This is a genomic window from Nitrosomonas nitrosa (assembly GCF_003051105.1).
In the GTDB taxonomy this organism is placed as follows: domain Bacteria; phylum Pseudomonadota; class Gammaproteobacteria; order Burkholderiales; family Nitrosomonadaceae; genus Nitrosomonas; species Nitrosomonas nitrosa.
This window is the reverse complement of the sequence record NZ_QAOO01000008.1, coordinates 64267-81246: the sequence shown is the minus strand read 5'-3', so window position 1 is coordinate 81246 and position 16980 is coordinate 64267. Positions and strand designations below refer to the sequence as shown.

Here is a 16980-nt window from a genome sequence, read left to right as displayed (position 1 = left end):
AAAAAACTCTTATCCAATCAATGAGATTCATGTGCCATCGAAAGATAAACCACAGATAGCATCATAAAAATAAACGCTTGCAACGTTACTATAAGTATATGGAAAATTGCCCATCCCGCACCTAGAATAGCGCTGAAAAAAGATCCTGCAACACCTGTTGCAGCCCACATACCTAGCAATAGAAAAATAATTTCACCAGCGTAGATGTTACCGAAAAGCCGTAAAGAGTGAGAAAGGGGTTTCGATACATACTCAATTACGTTGAACAATAAATTCAACGGCCACAAAATCGGGTTCTTACCAAATGGTGTGCAAAATAATTCAAAAAGCCACCCCCCCAACCCTTTGACCTTGAGGTTGAAAAATATCATCAAGAACCATATTGACAACGCTAATGCGAAAGTTGTATTGACATCCGTCGTCGGCACGTTACGCCAATTATGTATACCGAATACATTTTCATATACCCAAGCCATAATATCGATGGGTAATAAATCCATTGTATTCAGCAACAATACCCATACAAAAATGGTGAGTGCTGCGGGCGCTACGAAAGTATGCCTGTTTCCGTGGAACGTGTTTTTTACCTGTGTATCGATAAATTCAATAAGCAATTCCACAAATGCTTGCCGCTTTGTTGGAACACCGGGTGTTGCCTTTCGAACCACCAGCCACAAAGATCCCATTCCCAAAATACCGAGAATAACCGACATCACAAGGGTATCCACATGCAATACCCAAAAAGGTCCTTCTCCTACCGATGTAGTTAGATTTGTGAGGTGATGGGTGATATACGAGTTTGGAGTAAGCTCAAGATCTGATGCCATTATTGGTGAATTTGTTATCGAAAAATGATGTTATTTATGTTATTTCATTTAGTGTTATCTTTAGCGTCATTCGGCACGAACAAAGCCATACTAAAGATAATAACCGCCATGATAAAAACGCCGATAAATGCAACCGGAACAACTTCTGTATACGCTGCGAACACTGCCCAGAGGGAAAATATTATGATGACTATTTTTACCGCTTCTGCTCTCAAGGCCGTTCTAACCGCGCTACCCGCTGTATATCCTTTATGACGAGAAACCATCATTGCATATGCTAGGGAAGAGATCACACTTACCATTCCTCCCAAAAATGCGGAAAATGCACCGTGTATTCCCGTAATCCATCCACATAGCAATGCCATGAATAGGGTAAATAGCACTTGCCAGCGTATCACCACGTATAGTGATCTGTTTCTTATCCAAGTCATCAAAACGATTATTCTTTTACTTAGAATCGAAAAAATCCGTCTACACGCTTGTATAAAAGAACGCGGATTCTAACCTGCTTAAGCCCATGAGTCAACGCGGAATGAATCAATTTTCTCGAGAGCATCCTACTGGTTGTGCAAATTATTAGGGTGTAAAGCGAAATATTTGTTGTGAAATTCAACAAAATACCCTTTCTAGAAATATATAGGCTGTTATACATCCAGATTAGTTACCCTTAGGGCATTTTTTTCAATGAATTCTCTGCGCGGCTCTACGACATCTCCCATGAGCGTTGTAAAAATTTCATCGGTGAGTATGCTATCCTCGATTTGAGCGCGTAACAATCGACGATTATTGGGATCCATCGTGGTTTCCCATAACTGCTCTGGGTTCATTTCACCTAATCCTTTGTAGCGTTGGATATCGACCCTTTTTTTAGCCTCTTCCAGCAACCAATCGAGCGCTTCCTTGAACTCTTTTATAGGCTTAGTTTCTTCTCCCCGCTGGACGAACGCTTGTTCGCCTATCAAACCATCGAGTACTTGTGCAGTTTTTTTGATTTGCTGAAAATCACCGCTTTGCAGAAAATCTTGATTGAGATAACTGATTTGAACGTTGCCGTGATGAACCCGTGTTACTTTAAGACGGAATTGCTCAAAAACATCATCGTATTCAGCAACGATAGCAACATCATGCAATAAAGAAGAAAGTTTCATCGCGCTCTCCGACGCTGATTCCTTGCTACTGAGATCGATGTTCGGCTGTTTGAACAAGGCATACATCACTTCGCTATCAACTAGCCTGCTCATGCGTTCGATAACGGCCTCGGAGAGTAAATATTCGTGCGCAATATTCGCGAGCGTTTCGCCCGCTAAGGGTGGTTCATCCTTTTGGGTATGGATTTCCGCGTTTGTCAGTGCTAACCCCAGCATATACTGCTTTAGCTCATAATCATCCTTGACATAACGTTCTTGTTTGCCGTGCTTAATTTTATAAAGTGGAGGTTGCGCAATGTAAATATGTCCTCGCTCAATCAGCTCAGGCATTTGTCGATAGAAAAACGTCAATAAAAGCGTACGGATATGCGAGCCATCGACATCAGCGTCTGTCATGATGATAATGCGATGATAACGAAGTTTTTCAGGGTTGAATTCATCTTTCCCAATACCTGTTCCGAGTGCGGTGATGAGCGCGATGATTTCCTGTGAAGAGATTAATTTATCGAAACGGGATTTTTCCACATTCAATATTTTTCCCTTAAGCGGCATGATCGCTTGAAATTTACGATCCCGTCCCTGTTTAGCAGAGCCACCTGCCGAATCACCTTCCACCAGATAAAGTTCACATAACGCAGGATCCTTCTCTTGACAGTCGGCAAGTTTGCCAGGAAGACCCATACTATCGAGCACCCCTTTACGACGGGTCAATTCGCGTGCTTTTCGAGCGGCTTCTCTTGCTCTAGCGGCATCGATAATTTTACTGCAAATAGTTTTAGCATCGTTGGGATGCTCCAATAAAAATTCTGAAAACTTTTGTGCTACGATCTCTTCTACGACCGGACGCACTTCTGAAGACACGAGTTTTTCCTTCGTTTGTGACGAAAACTTGGGTTCAAATAACTTGACCGATAACACACAGGTTAATCCTTCCCGCATATCATCACCTGTCGTATCCACTTTTGCCTTTTTGGCCAATTCATTTTTTTCGATATAGCTATTGAGGGTACGCGTCATCGCTGCGCGTAGACCGGTCAAATGCGTACCCCCATCTTTTTGAGGAATATTATTCGTGAAACATAAAACTTGTTCGGTATAACTATCGTTCCATTGCATCGAAATTTCCACGGTAATATTTTCTTTCACACCACTTGCATAAAAAATATTGGGATGCAGAATTGTTTTGGTTCGATTGATATATTCGACAAAATTACGAATACCTCCTGAGAAGGCAAAAACTTCTTCCTTGTCATTACGTTGATCAATTAACTTGATTTTTATTCCATTATTAAGAAAAGATAGTTCTCGTAAACGTTTAGCAAAAATATCGTAGTGGTAGCTAATATCACCAAAAATTTCCTTGTTTGCTAAAAAATGGACTTCAGTTCCATGTTTTTCTGTTTCCCCCGTTACTGTGAGAGGTGCAACAGGCACGCCATGTCGGAACTCCATTTGATGGATTTTTCCTTCACGTCGAATAGTCAAGCGTAACCATTCCGATAAAGCGTTGACCACGGAGACACCTACGCCGTGTAACCCTCCAGACACCTTATAGGAATTGTCATCGAATTTCCCACCCGCGTGTAATTCGGTCATCACAATTTCCGCGGCTGATCGCTTTAGCTCGTCATCCTGCTTGATACCAGTGGGAATACCCCGCCCATTGTCATGGACACTAACTGAGTTATCATGATGAATAATTACGGAAATTTCATCACAATGTCCTGCTAAAGCTTCGTCTATCGCGTTATCGACAACTTCGAATACCATGTGATGTAGCCCGGTACCGTCACTGGTATCGCCAATATACATTCCAGGCCGTTTGCGGACTGCGTCTAATCCCTTCAAAATTTTTATGCTGTCGGAATCGTAATTACGGGGTTGTTGCGTTAATTTTTCATTCATGAGGATATGATTGATTACCTTTGAGAAATGCCGGTTTAAAAATACTTTTAGAGGATTTGAAGAAATGGTTACAACCGCATTGGCATGACGATATATTTGAAATGATCGTCATCGGGTAGGGAGAATAAGGTACTACTATCGGTGTTTTCAAAAGCACATTGAACACTATCATTATTCAAGTTGTTCAATACGTCCAGCAGATAGGTAATATTGAAACTGATATCGGTTGTTTCTTGGTCATACTCAATTTCAAGTTCTTCTTGCGCTTCTTCCTGCTCTTTGTTTTTGCAAATAATGCTTAACATATTTTTCGAAACGACCAGCCGAACCCCACGGAATTTATCGCTCGTATCAGATAACACAGCTACACGCTGTAAACCTTGTAAAAAATTGAGACGATCTATACGAAATTGCTTGCTATTTGTCTTGGCAACAATCTGATTGAAACTCGGAAATTTTCCTTCTATGACCTTGGAAAGCAGTGTTACTTCTGAAAATTTGAATCGTATTTTTTTGGGAAAAATTTCGATTGTAACGAGTTTTTCACTATCATCGAGTAGTTTTGAAAGTTCCAGGATTGTTTTTCTAGGAATGATTGTTTCCCTTTTCGAATACTGATTTTCCAACTCAACAGAAGCGTAGGCTAAGCGGTGACCATCGGACGTTATTACTTTTAAATCCCGGTCTTCTACCACTAGCAGTAGGCCATTAAAATAATAACGGATATCTTGCTGAGCCATCGCATATTGAACTAAATTCAAAAGATTTTTTAATACATTCTGTGCCAAATTTACGGTGATCTCGGGTTGATCCTCTATCGCCATCCTTGGAAAGTCTTCTGCCGGAAGCATTTGTAGGCTAAAGCGACTTTTTCCGGCATTAATTAGCAAGCGACTATCTGACTTAATCAGCGTGACCTCAAGATCAGTAGGAAAAGTACGCAAAATATCCAGCAGCTTTTTAGCAGAAACGGTTATTGCAGGGTAGGCTAGTTCTGTTGCGCTATTTTCATGTTCTTGCGAATGAATCCCAATTTCGATTTCCGAATCGGTCGTAACGAAAAGGGTTTTTCCATTTTCTCTTTGAATCAATACATTGGAAAGTATTGGTAACGTATGGCGTCTCTCGACAATACCACTGACCATTTGCAAAGGCCTAAGTAGGAAATCGCGGTTCGCTTTAAATAGAATCATAGTTGTTATAAAACTCTAGTAATAATAGATAAAAGAGGGCTAATTCCGGTATATCTCTAAAAATTCATTAATTATCAATTGTATGGTTAATTTTTTTAGAGGGTATAAACTGTCTGTTAAGCTTGGATAAATTGTGGATAAAATGCCATAGCTAAATTTTTTTCAAGTTATCCACAATTTATTCAGATGATTTCCAAATTAACAGCATCAACCGCGCAGAATATGCAGCAAAGCGTTGTAATCGCGGCTAATAGTAGGATCGGAAGCTCTTAGTTCCGTTATTTTCCGGTATGCATGTAGAACCGTTGTATGATCTCTTCCCCCAAAAGCTTCACCAATATCCGGCAAACTTAATTGAGTCAACTCTTTAGCGACTGCCATTGCTATCTGCCTTGGTCTTGCCACCACACGCGTGCGTTTTTTTGAATACATTTCAGCGACTTTGATTTTGTAATAATCTGCGACTGTTTTTTGTATATTTTCGATGGAAATTTGTCTGTTTTGTACTGCCAGCAAATCTTTCAACGCTTCTTTTGCAAGTTCGAGTGTAATGGAATGGCCAGTGAACCGAGAATAGGCCAGAATACGCTTTAAGGCACCTTCTAGTTCACGAACATTGGAGCGGATATGTTTGGCGATAAAAAAAGCGACATGTTCGTCTAAAACGATTTTATCTATAAGTGCTTTCTTTAGCAGGATAGCCACCCGCATCTCAAGCTCAGGGGGTTCGACGGCTACCGTTAAGCCCCAACCGAATCGGGACACGAGCCGCTCTTCCAACCCTGAAATTTCCTTAGGATAGCAATCGCAGGTAATGATAACTTGTTTATGGGCTTCTATCAGCGTGTTGAAAGCATAAAAAAATTCTTCTTGCGTGCGATTTTTTCCGCCAAAAAATTGAACATCATCAACGAGAAGGACATCCAGGGAATGGTAATATAGTTTGAATTTATCGAATGATTTGTGCTGGTATGCACTGACGACGTCCGAGACATACTTTTCAGCGTGGACATAGCGGACCTTTGCTTCTTCATTATGCTCAAGAACATAATTACCGATCGCTTGGATCAGATGCGTTTTACCTAGCCCGACGCCGCCATAAATAAAAAGAGGGTTATAGGCGATGCCAGGACGTTCAGCGACCTGGATCGCACCTGCACGGGCGAGCTGATTGGCTTTGCCTGTTACGAAGCTGTCAAACGTAAAATTAGGATTGAGCTGGCTCACATTCTTTTTCTTGGAAGCAGGCTTGACTGAAACAGCTGGAATGGCTTGCTCGCTCATGTTCCGAATATTATTTTCACCATTGATGGTTTTCGCCTCAACCGAATTTCCCAGTATCAACTGAAAATGAATTTCTCTAGCAAAGTGCTGCTGAGCCATCACTTCAATATGAGGGATGAAATTTTCCTTCACCCATTGCAAAACGAATCGATTGGGCGCAATCAGTACCGGACTGTTGTCATCACATTGTGAAAGATCCAACTGTAACGGCTTAATCCAAGTATTGAATTGTTGGGCATTGAGTGCATTCTCGAAATGCTTTAGACAGGAGTACCAGAAAGTTTCTATTGCCTGCATAGGTGGAAGATTCTTGTTAAGGTTATCTCAAACTACAATTTTCCCACCAGGTATTCTACACTGATGTGAGAAAACGCGCGGATCCCTCATCAATAAAATTATAAAAATTGATCTTTTTCAAAAAAATCAATCGATTATTATCGATCAGTATTTTTGCGTATAACGATAGTATAATGATAGGTAACTTGCAATCCTGTTTTTATGTGTGGTTACTAACAAACCTCTTCCTAAGTATCTTGTTTATCAAAAATGGATTTTTTTACCGCCTTTTGCCGGTAGTGCTCATAAGCAATCGAACCTAAGGAATTATCGATAAGCATGGAAGTTGGTCAAATCTCAGCCCCCCTGCATTCTGCCATTCGCATTCAAAATCTAGGTAAATGCTATCAGCTATACGCACAGCCTAAAGATCGTTTAAAACAATTCCTATGGCGCGGGAAGAGGCAGTTTTACCAAGAACTTTGGGCTTTGCGGGAAATCAATCTGCAAGTCATGCCAGGTGAAGTAATCGGTATCGTCGGCCGAAACGGTTCGGGAAAATCAACATTATTGCAGCTTATCTGCGGCACTCTGACGCCCACGTGTGGAGAAATACAAGTCAAGGGGCGTCTAGCAGCTTTATTAGAGCTGGGGGCTGGATTTAATCCAGAATTTACCGGACGAGAAAATATTTGGCTAAATGCAGCCATCATGGGCTTATCTCAAGACGAAATTGCCGAACGTATTGAGCAGATTATCGATTTTTCTGAAATTAGAGATTTTATTGATCAACCGGTCAAGACCTACTCGAGTGGTATGTATGTGCGATTGGCTTTTTCAGTGGCTGTCAGCGTCGATCCGGATATTTTGATTATCGATGAAGCGCTTTCTGTGGGAGATGGCTCGTTTGCAAGAAAATCTTTTAATCGTATTATGCAGCTAAAGGACAATGGTAGAACGATATTGTTTTGTTCTCACTCTCTTTTTCAGATTGAATCATTGTGCACTCGGGTGCTTTGGATCAATCAAGGCAGGCTGATGGCAGAGGGTGATGCAAAAGATGTCGTTTCTGCTTATCAGACATTTTTGGATAAAAGTGTATTGATTGCTACGGAGCCTGTTGCTGCCGAAGATGAAGCCGTCGAATCGGTTTCAATCAATTCACCTGTTGCGACTGGATACGTTCCTGGTCATGCGCGACTCGATAAGGTTGACGTCCTTGTCGATGGTGAGACGAGTAGCGATGCGGTTGTCAAAAGTAGTTGTTCAACGGTCAGTGTGACAGTTTCATTCGCTTCAGATCCTGCAGTACCTTGTCCAACGGTTGCGATTACTCTTCATGCCATGGATGGGCGGATGCTGACCAGCGCAGCGACCTGGGAGGATCATGTTGTGTTGAAGCGAACTGGGGAAGGAACTGGGCAAACGACCGTTATTTTTGATCAGCTACCTTTACTCAAAGGAGAGTATCTCGTAAGCGTTTATCTGCTTTGTGAGAAGGGTATCCATCTCTATGACTCTGTAAATGGCGTGTCGAAGTTGCGCGTGCAGCAAGAAGGAAGACTGCAAGGCTACTTTACAGTGCCCCATCGCTGGGAAGCTGGAAATGAAATTTAAGCAACCCTCCTCGGGACAGTTACCGTTTATAGACAGGGCGCTGACACATTCAATGGCAGCTCATGGTCACAATATCCTACAACAAGAAAGGCAAGCAGAACATTTGTCTGATGGGCCGATTCAACAAAAAAAAACCGATTCGGTGACGCTACAACAGTATTCAACAACGTTACTGATGGGTCGCTTGCCTGCCCCTCCTTGTCGTATCCTGGGGGTAGGTACGGGTTTGACTGCAATCTGCGCTTCGCTAGATCAGAAGGGTTATCAAGTATGTAGCCTCCTGCAGGAAGAGCAGAACACTGATCAACCCAATGATCGGATCGAAGCCCAACCCCGTGACGCGTTTCAGCGCCTAGAGGATTTAGCAGCGGTTCGAAATAATTTCGATGTCCTTCTGTTTCAAGAGTCTGTACGGGCTATTGAGCCGCTCTCCCTTTTTAATAAAGGGCTTGATTTGTTGCCTGTAGGAGGAAGTTTGCTCATCATGGATGAATTCAGTTCATGCAGACAGCCTGGTCCGTTTCAGGCAGGATTGCATTTGCTGGAAGATTTTCTGGCATTGGCTAAGCGGATGGGGTTTGAATTAGTTGAACAGTTGGATCTATCCGTTAAAGAAACACTCGTACCAGATCATCAAGAAAAATATGAATCAGGCCAGTCGTGTTATGTATTCCTATATTTCGTAAAACAGCAGCTGCCTACTTGGCGTTTGCAACTGCTGGGAGAAAACCATATCCCTGATATGCTCGTTCTGTTTGAACAGACATTTGGTCATAGTATGTCGCCTGCTATGTGGCGATGGAAGTATGGTGCGGGGCGAGGCCATGCAATTGGCGCATGGCGCGAGGGTCGTTTGATTGCTCATTATGGTGGAATGGTACGAAAAATTTTGTATTTTGGCCAACCCCAAACAGCCGTCCAGATCGGCGATGTCATGGTTGACAAAGCAGAGCGCGGCACACTGACTAAAAAAGGCCCTTTTTTTCTGATGGCAGCAACATTTCTGGAACGTTACATAGGTTATGGCAAGCCCTATTTATTGGGATTCGGATTTCCCAATGAAAGAGCGATGAAAGTGGCTGAGCGATTGCATTTGTACGCTGAAGTAGGTCACATGGTCGAACTCGAGTGGCCGCCTTTGGCTAAAACCCCTCATTGGCAAACACGATTACAGGTAATCGATAAAGCCAGTGCTGAACAAACTTGGGTGGCAACCGCTATCGATCAATGCTGGCGGGATATGAGCGTATCTTTGCGTGAAGGAATCGTGGGTATTCGGGATTGGCGCTATTTGCAGAAACGCTATCTCCACCATCCCCATCACCAATATCAGGTTGTGCTGGTGATCAATCGCTTTGGTGGAAAAGTGCGAGGAGTATTGGTGCTCCGGCATGATTCAAATGGATGTGAAATCGTTGATTTAGTTGCACCTTTGAATGAAATTCCCTTACTGGTAATACATGCAAGAAGAGTTACAGGTATCAGCGGTGATTATCGGTTATTTTGTCGTATCACGGAAAGATTTATTGCACATTTCACAGCAACAGGTGGAATTCGGCAGACATTGGATATTCATATCCCTACTAATATTTGGAGTGCAGGGCCGACACCGACGATGTTGCGTGATCATTGGTGGTTGATGAGTGGAGATACCGATTTTCGTTGATTTAAGCTGTGATTTTGATTTGATAAGCCATCATTTATTAATTGTTGCTGATAATTCTCACACATACGATAGAGAAAAGAAGCAATGAAAATTCTAATGGTCACTCGTGAAACTCAGGCTGAAAAGCGTTATGGACTCGGGCGGAGTTTAATGCCTTTAATTTTGGAGTTCCGACAACGTGGTATTACTGTCGATTATATTTGCCAAACTAATTTGGGGGCTCGGTCAGTTTTATGGCAGCACCGTATTCATCGTTTTTTCACCGGATTGGCTCAAATTGTAAAATTTGAAACTGATTTCTCAGTACTTCTTCAAGTTCTACTTGAACGTATCAATATGGGGCGGCTAGCTGTCAAATTCGTTGTAAGGCATGGATACACTCACGTTCATTGCCATGATCCTATCATTGCAACTGGTTTTCGGTTTTTTGCAGGATTTAATTTGCGATGTAATGCTGTATGGGGAATAACAGAACATGGTTTTGGTTGCTACACTCAAGCCATTTCTAAAGATGGTGTTAAGCTTGGAAAATTTGTAATGCGCTTGATGCAGTACTTGGAAGTGAGTACGCTGCTTTCTGCTAACTGGGTAATCGCACCTACTAACATAGGAATTAAACAGATCGCTGATGATTTAAAAATATCTAAACTTCCAACAAACTGGCATTGTGTAGTCCATGCTCGGCCAGTAATTAATCATTATAGTAAGGAGGAAGCGCGGAAACGTCTTGGATGGGACGACAGCGTAGCTTATATACTTGGTGTTGGCCGCATTGCACCGGTAAAACAGTTTCCACTGTTATTAGAAGCCTGTGCCAGATTGAAAATTAAGAAAAACTTTCAATTAGTTATCCTGGGTGAGGGAGATTACAATAATCTAAAGATAGTAGCAAAGCAACTTAAATTCGCACAGGAAATACAGTTTGCAATTACCGATGATATTGGCTTATATCTTTGTGCTGCTGATTTATACGTCAGTGTTTCTGCTTCAGAATCTTTTGGTTTAGCTAATCTGGAAGCTCTGACTTCCGGTACGGCAGCAATATGCACCGCGGTAGGGGGTGTACCTGAGGTAGTAGGTAATGGAGCGATACTGATCGATTCAACCTTAGATTCGCTGATAACGGCGATTCAATGTTTATTAGAAGATGATGAATTACGTCAATTAATTGCACAAAAAGGACGCGCAAGAGCTGCGGAATGGCCAAATATTGTTCAGGTTACAGATGCTTATGAAGCGATTTATCGAAAAGCTACAAATAACTAAGATAAACCAGCTTAGGCTTTGCCCACTTCCGATTCCATTGATACCTATTGAGGATGGAAGAATATTAGTCTTTGCACCCCATGCAGATGATGAAGTATTAGGATGCGGGGGCACACTTGCTCTCCTTCAAAAGAAAAAGTGTGCAATAAAGGTTGTTTTTATTACTAATAGTGCAGGCGCTGGTAGTCTAAGTGAAGATGCGCCTTTAGTTAGACGTCAGGAAGCAAAAGAAGCCCTGTCTGTACTTGGAATAGACGACATTAATTTTCTTGATGAGCCTGATGGCAGCTTTCGTAATTCAGCTCATATCCAAAATGAGATTTACAGTCTATTGCAACAATTTAACCCAGACTGGATTTTTCTACCTTCAGTGCTTGATTACCACCGTGACCATGTAGCTATTAGTCATACTATTTTATCGTGCTGGCAGAGCTGGACTGGCGCTGGACGTGCATTCTTTTATGAGATTTGGTGCCCATTACCAGCCACCTTAGTGGTAGATGTTAGTAGTGTGATTGATCTCAAGAAACTTGCCATTTCAAAGTATATATTGCCACTTTCTCATTGTGATTATTTTTCCGCTAGTATTGGATTAGCTAAATACCGTGGCCTTTACTTACTAAAACAACAAAAGCCTAGCTATGCTGAAGCTTTTGTCGAAGCTGAAAAGAAGGATAGTTGGAAAAGTTTACAGCAAACAATGCTAAATTTGCGGTTCTATCTGGAAAGTTTTTTGAGGAACTGAGTTAGCTAGTTTCTTAAGCTTTTATTACTTATTACAAAAAAATGCCTGAGAAAAACGAAGCTACTCTTCCTTTAGTAAGTATCATCATTCGCAGCATGGATCGTCCCACGCTCTCCGATGCTTTGGATTCGATCGCGTTGCAAACGTATTCGAATATCGAAGTGGTGGTCGTCAATGCCAAGGGGGGCCGCCATACCGAACTTGACGAGAAGCACTTTCACGTCATCTTGAAATTGATCAATCAAGGAGGACGTGGATTATCACGTGTCAGAGCGGCAAACATCGGTCTTGATGCGGCGCAAGGAGAATGGTTGCTGTTTCTTGACGATGATGACACGATCGATCCCGATCATATTCATCGATTGATACATGGCGCACAGACATCCCTCGCTCGTGTAGTTTACACTGGTGTCAGAATTGTCGATCAGCATTTTCGAGAACGCTATCACTTGGACGAGGAATGGGATCGTATACGATTATGGCAAGCCAATTTCATGCCGATTCATGCGGTACTTTTCCAGCGTAGCCTACTTGCTTCTGGTGCCAAATTCGATGAGCGATTCGATGTTTATGAGGATTGGGATTTTTGGGCTCAGCTTGCGCTCGAGACACCGTTTATACATATTCCCGGTCTATCCGCGACTTATCGTCTTGCTGGAAATTCAGGGCTTTCAAACGATTCGGATAGTCATTTTGTACTGCAGGCGAGAAGTGTTTTTTATGAAAAATGGCGGTCCAAGATCCCACCTCATGAGCTCGCAACCGCTTTTGCACGCGCTGAGGAGGCGAGAACTTTAAACAATAAATTACAGATGTTGGATAAGGATTATCAAATGTCCCGCTCTTCTCTTGCGAAGATGAAGGCCGACTTTCAGGGACTGCAAGATGCTTATGGCATTTTAGAACGCGATAGAGCTGCTTTGTTGGCTTCAACATCGTGGCGTGTCACGGCACCATTGCGTTGGATAATGACAAAGTTGCGAAAATCGGGTTTTCTCAGGCGTTCTATTTTTAGAGCTTGCCGTGCAATTTATCATGCATTGCCTATCAATAGCACGTTGCGCATCCGTTTGCGCAGTTATGCTTTGCGATCACCCATGGGGCGGATTTTACAAAAATTGTGGGGAGGAGGGTTGATCTCAGGTGGTCAATATAGCGAGACACTCTCGATCGACAAGGAAAAAGTACGCGCTGAAAGTCATGCCGCTTTGATGAAATTCCTCGAGTCGAACCAGAAATTGCATCTCCCCTCATCCGCCAGTCCCGTCGTGTCCATTCTGCTCGTGTTATACAACCAAGCGGGTTTGACCTATCGCTGCCTCAAGGCCTTGTCTGAAGAGCGCGGTGTGACGTTTGAAACCCTTATTGTTGACAATGCTTCAGAAGATGCAACACATTCGCTGTTAGACCGTATCGAAGGCGCACGGATTATTCGTAATCAAGAAAATGAAGGTTTTCTTTTGGCCTGTAACCGTGCAGCTAAAATTGCTACAGGCGAGTTTTTGCTTTTTCTCAATAATGATGCGGTATTGTTACCCGGCGCCTTATCCGCAGCAGTTACGCGCCTGCAGAATACACCGGATGCAGGGGCCGTGGGCGGGAAAATTCTTTTATGGAGTGGCAGGTTGCAAGAGGCTGGCAGCATTATCTGGCAAGATGGTAGCTGCGTGGGGTATGGTCGTGACGAAGATCCTGATGATTCAATTTTCAGCCATGTCAGGGATGTCGATTATTGTTCGGGTGCTTTTTTGCTGACACGCCGAGCCTTGTTCGAGTCGATGGGACGATTCGATATCGATTACGCACCTGCATATTACGAAGAAAGTGATTATTGTGTCAGGTTGTGGCAATCGGGTTATCGTGTTATTTACGACCCGGCTATTCGTATCCGCCATTTCGAATTTGCCAGCTCGGACGCCAAATCGGAACGCGCGTTTAATCTGCAGAAAAAAAATCGATCGGTATTTATTTCGAAACAACAAGCTTTTCTGCAATCCCAATGGGAACCGTCCGCTGCCAATGTGCTGCTAGCGCGGCAACGTTTCAAAAAAGGGTGTCGGCGTGTTCTGTTTATCGATGATCGACTACCACGGCGAGACTTGGGAAGCGGCTTTCCACGCGCGCTTGAGTTTATCGAATCATTGGTCGAAGCGGGTTGTTTCGTGACGCATTACCCTTTGCAGTTTCCACATGAACTTTGGGAAGAGGCACGACAGTTTTTGCCGGAGACGGTGGAGATCGCAGCCAACCGAGGTGTTTTCGAGTTGCAGGATTTCCTTGAAGCGCGACAGGATTTTTATCATGCCATCATTGTCAGCCGTCCGCATAACATGGTTGTCCTCAACAGCATCGTTTCTTGCCATTCCGAATGGTTTTCTAGAAAATCGCTGATTTATGACGCAGAAGCCATGTTTTCCCTGCGAGAAATCATCCAAGCGGAAGTGAATGGAAAACCCTTTACACCCGAAAAAAGCGATCAGCTGATTCGTGAGGAACTGGCGATCACCAAATATGCAAACCGTATTATTACGGTTTCGCAGGCCGAGGCAGATCATTTTCTTCGCTATGGCAAGAAAAATGTGTTCGTTCTCGGTCATGCACTCGATATTGCACATAAAACACCTGGCTTCCAGGAGCGGACAGGCTATTTGTTCGTTGGCGCGATGCCGTCGGACGCTTCGCCGAACGCAGACAGCTTGATTTGGTTTCTGCGCCATGTGTGGCCGATAATTTCTGCACAAGGTGCCGCCCATCTTGATATTGTCGGGTTATGCGATGCACCAACCGTAATGGGGTTTGCATCCGATAGCGTGCATATCAATGGCCGAGTGGACAACGTCACATCGTTTTATGCAAATGCTCGGCTATTTATCGTTCCTACTAGGTTTGCGGCCGGTATTCCTCATAAAGCCCATGAAGCAGCTGCTCAAGGACTGCCGATGGTGGTTACTCCATTGATCGCGTCTCAATTGGGATGGGAGGAGGAAGTCGTGATAGGAGAGAGTCCTTCAAGCTTTGCCAAAGCTTGTCTAGCCCTTTATAACGATCCCATTCTTTGGGAAACAAAGCGTGCATCGGCATTGAAAGCGGTCGAGCGTGATTGTAACCGGCAGCATTTTCAAAAGACGGTGGAGCTGATTTTGGCTGACCCGCAAGTGATCGAGCAGAACAGAGAATGAATCCACAACTGAGCGTTTCCATTGTAACAGTCAATCATAATGCGGGTGCGCTGCTCGCCGATTGCATCGATGCAGCGTTGAAGCAAGCGCAACAAATTATCGTTGTCGACAACGCCTCGACGGATTCCAGCCTGTTTGTGCTAGAAAAGCGTTTTCCGGCTGAATCTCGCTTAAATGTAATTCGACTCGAAAAAAATGTTGGGTTTGCGGCTGGCTGTAATATCGGTTTAAACGCGGCGACCTCGCCATTTATTTTGTTTTTGAATCCGGACTGTATGTTACCTGCAGGCGCTGTGGATCGATTGTTACAAGTGATAACAGAGAAGAATCATGTAGGTATGGTCGGCGGACAACTACTCAATCCAGATGGGAGCGAACAAGGTGGGAGCCGACGGGCGATTCCAACGCCGTGGCGCGCGCTTGTGCGTGCGCTGGGGTTGTATCGTTTGGAAAAGGTATGGCCACGGCTTTTTTATGATTTTCATAGGCATCACCAGCCGTTGCCGGATAAACCTATCGAGGTTGAAGCCATATCCGGTGCGCTAATGTTGGTGAGACGAGAGGCGATCGAACAGGTAGGTACTTGGGATGAAGGCTACTTTCTTCATTGCGAGGATTTGGACTGGTGTATGCGCTTTCGGCAAAAGGGCTGGAAGATCTTGTTTGTTCCCGATGTGCAGGTATTGCACTATAAAGGTGTCTGTAGCCAGGCACGTCCTATTTTTGTGGCTTGGCATAAACACAAGGGGATGATGCGCTTTTACCAAAAATTTTTTGGTGATTGTTATCCTAAACTATTGATGGGGCTAGTCGCCATCGGTATTTGGATGCGCTTCGCTGCAACGATGGGCTTATATGCTTTTCGCTATCTATTTAGCCTGACAGGATTGCGGCGTGGTTGATCCCTGTGTGGGTGTGTTTGGTGCCACCAGCTCGGTTGGGAAAGGCTTGCTATCGTTGCTGGTGCAGCGCGGTCAGCCAATCGTCGCTTTTACGCGTCAGCCGATTGATGCCGGAATACAGTCTATTTGCCCCTCCGTGACTTGGCGTCAACTCAAAGATGAAGATTCGGGGAAAAAGTGGGCGACTGTCAGCGACAAGATCACTTCGTGGTTCTATTTGGCACCTATTTGGACATTACCCACTTACTTCGATTTTTTTGCTGCGCATGGTGCTCGCAGAATCATAGCTTTGTCTTCTACAAGCATTTTTACCAAAGGCAATTCTTCGGATGAAGGGGAGCAATTAATCGCTCAACGTCTTGCGGAAGGAGAAGCTTATTTCCGTGCCTGGGCTGAGCGCAATCATGTCACATGGGTTATTTTGCGTCCGACGCTTATTTATGGGCAGGGGCGCGATAAAAACATCACTGAAATCGCACACTTTATAAGGCGGTTTAAATTTTTTCCATTGTTTGGATGTGCCAGGGGGTTGCGTCAGCCGGTTCATCGGGATGATGTCGCTATGGCCTGTTTTTCAGCATTTTTTACCAGTAGCGTGGCTAATCGGGCCTATAATATCAATGGTGGTGAAACACTTACCTATCGTGAGATGATCGAACGGATCTTCACGGCATTAAATCAACCGCCTATTTTAATAACGATACCTCGATGGTTTTTTCGCTTGGCTGTCAATATTATGCGGAGATTGCCCCGTTACCGCCACTGGACTGTTGCGATGGCAGAACGAATGAATCGTGATCTGGTGTTCGATGCTTCAGAAGCAACGCGTGATTTTCGCTATCTTCCCCGTCCTTTTCAGCTGATGAAAGAAGATTTGCCTGAATGACCCGTTGCGAAAACGTTTTTTCTCAAAGGGTGGTTGTACAAATGCTAGTTTGATTTTATGGTCAGGCAAAGTAATATTTCGGCAAC

Annotated in this window: 12 protein-coding genes; 7 read left to right on the top strand and 5 right to left on the bottom strand. The window is 43.7% G+C overall.

All coding sequences use genetic code 11. The features are described from left to right. Positions 1–17: 17 nt before the first annotated feature. From atpB to dnaA, 5 genes are all read right to left on the bottom strand, one after another. Positions 18–827, bottom strand: a complete 810-nt coding sequence (gene atpB / locus C8R30_RS06050) for a F0F1 ATP synthase subunit A (protein ID WP_090668220.1) — start codon at positions 825–827, stop codon at positions 18–20. Between the two features lie 44 nt (positions 828–871). Continuing rightward, on the bottom strand, positions 872–1258 hold the full coding sequence (locus C8R30_RS06045; protein WP_090668223.1) for an ATP synthase subunit I: 387 nt from the start codon (positions 1256–1258) through the stop codon (positions 872–874). Positions 1259–1471: 213 nt separating this feature from the next. Beyond that, positions 1472–3880, bottom strand: coding sequence for a DNA topoisomerase (ATP-hydrolyzing) subunit B (gyrB, locus tag C8R30_RS06040; protein ID WP_090668226.1), 2409 nt, complete (start codon positions 3878–3880; stop codon positions 1472–1474). A gap of 68 nt (positions 3881–3948) precedes the next feature. After that, positions 3949–5073: a DNA polymerase III subunit beta gene (dnaN, locus tag C8R30_RS06035; RefSeq protein WP_090668228.1), complete on the bottom strand. Its 1125-nt coding sequence runs from the start codon at positions 5071–5073 to the stop codon at positions 3949–3951. Between the two features lie 207 nt (positions 5074–5280). Then, positions 5281–6654, bottom strand: coding sequence for a chromosomal replication initiator protein DnaA (dnaA, locus tag C8R30_RS06030; protein WP_107783036.1), 1374 nt, complete (start codon positions 6652–6654; stop codon positions 5281–5283). Positions 6655–6972: 318 nt separating this feature from the next. Between dnaA and C8R30_RS06025 the strand changes: the two genes are divergently transcribed. From C8R30_RS06025 to C8R30_RS05995, 7 genes are all read left to right on the top strand, one after another. Beyond that, the gene (locus C8R30_RS06025; protein WP_107783037.1) at positions 6973–8250 is read left to right on the top strand and encodes an ABC transporter ATP-binding protein; all 1278 of its coding nucleotides are present in this window, start codon (positions 6973–6975) and stop codon (positions 8248–8250) included. Then, positions 8240–9916, top strand: a complete 1677-nt coding sequence (locus C8R30_RS06020; RefSeq protein ID WP_181258704.1) for a GNAT family N-acetyltransferase — start codon at positions 8240–8242, stop codon at positions 9914–9916. Before C8R30_RS06025 ends, C8R30_RS06020 begins: the two co-directional genes overlap by 11 nt. An 84-nt stretch (positions 9917–10000) precedes the next feature. Continuing rightward, entirely contained in the window at positions 10001–11182 is a 1182-nt protein-coding gene (locus C8R30_RS06015) for a glycosyltransferase family 4 protein (protein WP_107789757.1), read from the top strand. Continuing rightward, positions 11148–11927, top strand: coding sequence for a PIG-L deacetylase family protein (locus C8R30_RS06010; RefSeq protein WP_181258703.1), 780 nt, complete (start codon positions 11148–11150; stop codon positions 11925–11927). Before C8R30_RS06015 ends, C8R30_RS06010 begins: the two co-directional genes overlap by 35 nt. A 41-nt stretch (positions 11928–11968) precedes the next feature. After that, a complete protein-coding gene (locus tag C8R30_RS06005; protein WP_107789755.1) occupies positions 11969–15106 on the top strand; it encodes a glycosyltransferase in 3138 nt (1045 codons plus the stop codon). Then, a complete protein-coding gene (locus C8R30_RS06000) occupies positions 15103–16008 on the top strand; it encodes a glycosyltransferase family 2 protein (RefSeq protein WP_107789754.1) in 906 nt (301 codons plus the stop codon). Before C8R30_RS06005 ends, C8R30_RS06000 begins: the two co-directional genes overlap by 4 nt. Continuing rightward, entirely contained in the window at positions 16001–16894 is an 894-nt protein-coding gene (locus C8R30_RS05995; RefSeq protein WP_107789753.1) for an SDR family oxidoreductase, read from the top strand. The genes C8R30_RS06000 and C8R30_RS05995 overlap by 8 nt, the downstream gene beginning before the upstream one ends. The last annotated feature ends 86 nt before the right edge of the window (positions 16895–16980 follow it).

What these genes read in the sequence shown, in the direction of transcription:
- dnaN (WP_090668228.1), bottom strand. Translation starts at nt 5,073, where the DNA reads ATGATTCTATTTAAAGCGAACCGCGATTTCCTACTTAGGCCTTTGCAA.
- C8R30_RS06025 (WP_107783037.1), top strand. Translation starts at nt 6,973, where the DNA reads ATGGAAGTTGGTCAAATCTCAGCCCCCCTGCATTCTGCCATTCGCATT.
- atpB (WP_090668220.1), bottom strand. Translation starts at nt 827, where the DNA reads ATGGCATCAGATCTTGAGCTTACTCCAAACTCGTATATCACCCATCAC.
- C8R30_RS06045 (WP_090668223.1), bottom strand. Translation starts at nt 1,258, where the DNA reads ATGACTTGGATAAGAAACAGATCACTATACGTGGTGATACGCTGGCAA.
- C8R30_RS06020 (WP_181258704.1), top strand. Translation starts at nt 8,240, where the DNA reads ATGAAATTTAAGCAACCCTCCTCGGGACAGTTACCGTTTATAGACAGG.
- dnaA (WP_107783036.1), bottom strand. Translation starts at nt 6,654, where the DNA reads ATGCAGGCAATAGAAACTTTCTGGTACTCCTGTCTAAAGCATTTCGAG.
- gyrB (WP_090668226.1), bottom strand. Translation starts at nt 3,880, where the DNA reads ATGAATGAAAAATTAACGCAACAACCCCGTAATTACGATTCCGACAGC.
- C8R30_RS06010 (WP_181258703.1), top strand. Translation starts at nt 11,148, where the DNA reads ATGAAGCGATTTATCGAAAAGCTACAAATAACTAAGATAAACCAGCTT.
- C8R30_RS06015 (WP_107789757.1), top strand. Translation starts at nt 10,001, where the DNA reads ATGAAAATTCTAATGGTCACTCGTGAAACTCAGGCTGAAAAGCGTTAT.
- C8R30_RS06000 (WP_107789754.1), top strand. Translation starts at nt 15,103, where the DNA reads ATGAATCCACAACTGAGCGTTTCCATTGTAACAGTCAATCATAATGCG.
- C8R30_RS06005 (WP_107789755.1), top strand. Translation starts at nt 11,969, where the DNA reads ATGCCTGAGAAAAACGAAGCTACTCTTCCTTTAGTAAGTATCATCATT.